Source organism: Jiangella rhizosphaerae (assembly GCF_003579925.1).
In the GTDB taxonomy this organism is placed as follows: Bacteria; Actinomycetota; Actinomycetes; order Jiangellales; family Jiangellaceae; genus Jiangella; species Jiangella rhizosphaerae.
The window spans coordinates 1-4,527 of the sequence record NZ_QUAL01000316.1 but is presented as its reverse complement, the minus strand read 5'-3'; the positions used below and the strand labels follow the sequence as shown (position 1 = coordinate 4,527).

Here is a 4,527-nt window from a genome sequence, read left to right as displayed (position 1 = left end):
GCGCGGGGCGGCGCCGCCGTCGTGCGGGTGCGGAACCGGTGCGTCAGCTCCGTGCCGTCAGCCGCCGCCGGGCGGCGAACGCCGCGGCCGCGCCGCCGGCCAGCAACAGCGCCAGCGCGACGCCCGTGCCCGCGCCGGCACCGGTGTCGGGCAGCTCCTCGCCGTCCGGGTCGTCGGTCGGGGTCGCCGACGGCTCCTCGGTCGGCTCCTGCGTCGGCTCCTCGGTCGGCTCCTCGGTGGGCGTCGGGGTCGGCGTGGGAGCGGCGCCCTCGACGGTCACCGTCACGACGGCCGGCGCGGAGTCGATCTTGCCGTCGTTGGCGACGACGTAGAACGTGTCCTCGCCCTCGAAGCCGGGCGCCGGGGTGTAGGTGAGCACGCTCGGGTCGTCCTCGTACGACAGCTCGCCGAACTCCGGCGCGTAGACCTTGAACTCCAGCTCGTCGCCCTCGGGGTCGCTGCCGGCCAGCTCGATCGTCACCGGGGTGTCGACGGTGGTCTCGGCCCCGGTGGTCTCGACGACGGGCTCGGTGCGGACCTCGGCGGTCTCGGCGATCGCCGCCGCGACGGCGCTCACCTGCGTGTAGACGCCCGGGTAGTCCGGACGGGCGCAGCCGTTGCCCCAGCTGACGATGCCGACCTGGACGTGCTCGCCGTTCTCGTCCTCACGGAACAGCGGGCCGCCGGAGTCGCCCTGGCAGCTGTCGATGCCGCCCTCGGCATACCCGGCGCACAGCTCGACGTCGGCCGCGAAGCCCCAGCCCTCGTCGTCGGGGTAGGACGCCAGGCACTCGTCGTCGGGGACGAACGGCACCTCGGCCTCGAGCAGGAACTGCTGCTGGTCGCCGCCCTCGGCGTCGGCGCCCCAGCCGGCCACCGTGAACATGCCCTCGTCGTACTCGTCGGTGGTCGCCAGAGAGAGCGTCGGCACGTCCTCGACCGGCTGGTCCAGCTGGATCAGCGCCCAGTCCGGGTAGCCGCCGCCGATGCCCTCGGCGTTGGCCGACCAGACGTACTCGCCGCCGACCTCGACGATGTCCTCACTGGCGAGGTCGACCGAACCGATCAGCGCGGTGATGTCGGTGTTCGGGCCGGTGCCGGGGGCGACGCAGTGCGCCGCGGTCAGCACCAGGTCCGGCTCGTACAGGGCGCCGCCGCACAGGCCGCCGCCGATGTCGAGCCGGACCATCCACGGGTAGTCGCCCTCGGCCGCGGGATCGCCCCCGACGATGCGCGGCAGCACGTCGAGCGCCTCGAAGGCCTGGTCGAGCAGGGTGACCGCGGGGTCGGGCGTCTCGTCGGACGACGCGACGCCGGCGGTGCTCAGCAGGCCGGCCCCGGCCAGAGCGGTGGCCAGCAGCGCGCCCGCGACGCGGACACCGTGACGCAAGTGGTAACGCAACGATTCTCTCCGATTCGGCACGTGGATTCGCATTCGATGATCACTGTTCACCCGGAGCGCGGCCGAATTCGCCCGCCCCGGAACCGCGGGGAACGGTACCGGGACACCGGCACCGCCGCGACCCCGACATCCCCGTTCCGACCAGGAATTTCGCCGCGCGGACCGCCTGGTGGAGCAATGTCCCGATTCGTCCGCGACTGACATCGCGACACCCTGCCATCGCGCCAATCGACACAAATACGGCGATGGTCAATAAACTGCGGCCATGCAGTCGTTGTGGGACTGGTTCAGCGAGCACGCGTGGGTGCTGGCGTGGGCCGGCACCGCCCTCGTCCTGGGGACGATCGAACTCACGACGCTCGACTTCTTCTTCCTCATGCTGGCCATCGGCGCGGCCAGCGGTGCCGTCGCGGCCGGCACCGGCGCGGAGTTCATCGTCCAGCTGCTGGTCGCCGTGGGCGTGAGCATCGCGCTGCTCGGCGTCGTCCGGCCGATCGCCAAGAAGCGGCTGCTGAAACCGACGCCGTCGTCGTTCGGCGTCGCCGCGCTCGTCGGGCAGAGCGGTGTGGTCATCGAGCGGGTCGACGCGCACAACGGGCTGATCAGACTGGCCGGCGAGGTGTGGTCGGCGCGCTGCTACGACGGCCGGTCGACGTTCGAGGAGGGCGCCACGGTCGGCGTGGTCGAGATCCGCGGCGCCACCGCACTCGTCCTGGAGGAGAGCTGATGCGGCTGCGCGGCAAGGCCGCGGTGGTCACCGGCGGCTACCTGCTCTGACGCCGCCCGCTCAGGTCGCGACGACGTAGCCGAGCAGGTCGGTGCGGGTCAGCACGCCGACCGGCTTGCCGTCGTCGACCACCACGAGCGCGTCGGCCGAGCGCAGTGCGTCGACGGCGGCGGCGACCGCCTCGCCGGAGCCGACCATCGGCAGCGGCTTCGACATGTGCTGCTCGACGCGGTCGGTCAGGTGCGCAGCACCGGTGAACAGCGCGTCGAGCAGGTCGCGCTCGACGACCGCGCCGGCCACCTCGGCGGCCATGACCGGCGGCTCGGCCCGCACGACCGGCATCTGCGACACGTTGTACTCGCGCAGGATGTGGACGGCGTCGGCGACGCTCTCGCCCGGGTGGGTGTGGACGAGCGCCGGCATCTCGCCGGACTTGCGGTGCAGGACGTCGCCGACGGTGACGCCCGCGACCGGCGGCAGGAAGCCGTACGACGTCATCCAGCCGTCGTCGAAGACCTTCGACAGGTAGCCGCGCCCGCCGTCGGGCAGCAGCACGACGACGACGTCGTCGGGTCCGGCCCGCTCGGCCACCCGCAGCGCCGCCACGACCGCCAGCCCGCAGGAGCCGCCGACCAGCAGCCCCTCCTCGCGGGCCAGCCGGCGGGTCATGTCGAAGGAGTCCTTGTCGGACACCGCGACGATCTCGTCGCACACCTCGGTGTCGTACGTCGTGGGCCAGAAGTCCTCGCCGACGCCCTCGACGAGATACGGCCGGCCGGTGCCGCCGGAGTAGACCGAGCCCTCCGGGTCGGCGCCGACGACCTTCACCCGGCCGCCGGAGACCTCCTTGAGGTAGCGGCCGACGCCGCTGATGGTGCCGCCGGTGCCGATGCCCGCGACGAAGTGCGTGATGCGGCCGTCGGTCTGCTTCCACAGCTCCGGGCCGGTGGTCTCGTAATGCGACCGCGGGTTGGCGGGGTTGGAGTACTGGTCGGGCTTCCAGGCGCCGGGCGTCTCGCGGACCAGCCGGTCGGACACCGAGTAGTAGGAGTCGGGGTCCTCGGGCGCGACCGCCGTCGGGCAGACGACGACCTCGGCGCCGTAGGCCTTGAGCACGTTCCGCTTGTCTTCACTCACCTTGTCAGGGCAGACGAAGATGCAGCGGTAGCCCTTGCGCTGTGCGACCAGCGCCAGCCCGACGCCGGTGTTGCCGCTGGTGGGCTCGACGATGGTGCCGCCGGGGCCGATGAGGCCGGCCTTCTCGGCGTCCTCGATCATCCGGGTGGCGATGCGGTCCTTCACCGAGCCGCCCGGGTTCAGGTACTCGACCTTGGCGAGCACGGTGGCGGGCAGGCCCTCGGCGACCGCGCCGAGCCGGACCAGCGGGGTGTCGCCGATGAGGTCGACGACGCTCTCGTAGTACTCCACGTCCCGACCTTAGCCGAGCCCCCGGTTCGCTAGAGTCGAACGGTGGTCGGCATGGTCAGCGCTCGGACGGCACGCCGTCTCGCCGCGGCCGCCGCCTACGGGGGTGGCGGGCTCAGCCTGCTGGGCGCCGCGGGTTACGGACTGCTGCGGCTGCAGGCGAAACTGGCCCGCCGCACCATCACCGGCCGCCCGCTCGGCGGCCCGCCCGACCCCGACGGCCTATACGGCAGCGACGACGGCCCGCCGCTCTCGTTCGTGGTCGCCGGCGACTCCGCGGCGGCCGGCTACGGCGTCGAGACCCCTGAGGAGACCCCGGGCGCGCTGCTCGCCGCCGGGCTGGCCGAGGTGGCGCACCGCCCGGTCGCTCTCACCACGGTCGCGCAGGTCGGCGCGCAGACGGCCGACCTCGCCGGCCAGCTCCACCGCGCCGAGGCCGCCGCGCCCGACGTCGCGCTGATCATCGTCGGCGGCAACGACATCACCCACCAGGTGAAACTGAGCGAGTCCGTCCGCCTCCTCGTCGACGCCGTGCGCCGGTTGCGCGAGGCGGGCTGCCAGGTGGTCGTCGGCACCTGCCCCGACCTCGGCACCATCCGGCCCATCCGGCCGCCGCTGCGCTGGCTGGCCCGGCGGGCGAGCCGGCAGCTGGCCGCGGCGCAGACGATGGCGGTCGTCGCCGCCGGCGGCCGGACGGTGTCGCTGGGGTCGATCCTCGGGCCGGAGTTCGAGGCGGCGCCGGGCGAGCTGTTCAGCGAGGACCAGTTCCACCCGTCGTCGGCCGGCTATGCGCACGCGGCCGCCGCGGTCCTGCCGTCACTGATCGGTGCGCTCGGCCTCTGGGCGCCCGGCGACGAGATCCCCGAACCGGTCCGCGGCGACAGCGTGCTGCCGGTGTCGATCGCCGCCGTCGCCGCCGCCGACCACGCCGGCACCGAGGTCGCCGCCGCGACGGTCGGCGGGCGGGCCCGCG

Annotated in this window: 4 protein-coding genes; 2 read left to right on the top strand and 2 right to left on the bottom strand. The window is 73.5% G+C overall.

Annotated elements, in window-relative coordinates:
- Positions 1 to 43: 43 nt before the first annotated feature.
- Positions 44 to 1,390, bottom strand: coding sequence for a trypsin-like serine protease (locus DY240_RS32435; protein WP_199702267.1), 1,347 nt, complete (start codon positions 1,388 to 1,390; stop codon positions 44 to 46).
- A 277-nt stretch (positions 1,391 to 1,667) separates the two neighbouring features.
- Between DY240_RS32435 and DY240_RS23895 the strand changes: the two genes are divergently transcribed.
- The gene (locus DY240_RS23895) at positions 1,668 to 2,129 is read left to right on the top strand and encodes an NfeD family protein (protein WP_119662231.1); all 462 of its coding nucleotides are present in this window, start codon (positions 1,668 to 1,670) and stop codon (positions 2,127 to 2,129) included.
- A gap of 60 nt (positions 2,130 to 2,189) precedes the next feature.
- Here DY240_RS23895 and DY240_RS23890 read toward each other — a convergent pair whose 3' ends face one another.
- Positions 2,190 to 3,557, bottom strand: coding sequence for a cystathionine beta-synthase (locus tag DY240_RS23890; RefSeq protein WP_119662230.1), 1,368 nt, complete (start codon positions 3,555 to 3,557; stop codon positions 2,190 to 2,192).
- A 51-nt stretch (positions 3,558 to 3,608) separates the two neighbouring features.
- On the opposite strand from DY240_RS23890, the gene DY240_RS23885 reads away from it, so the two are divergent.
- Positions 3,609 to 4,527 (top strand): SGNH/GDSL hydrolase family protein (locus DY240_RS23885; RefSeq protein WP_147375490.1); only part of this gene is annotated, 919 nt, incomplete at its 3' end.

Excerpts from the sequence above, each read along its gene's own strand:
- DY240_RS23895 (WP_119662231.1), top strand. The coding sequence starts at position 1,668 with ATGCAGTCGTTGTGGGACTGGTTCAGCGAGCACGCGTGGGTGCTGGCG.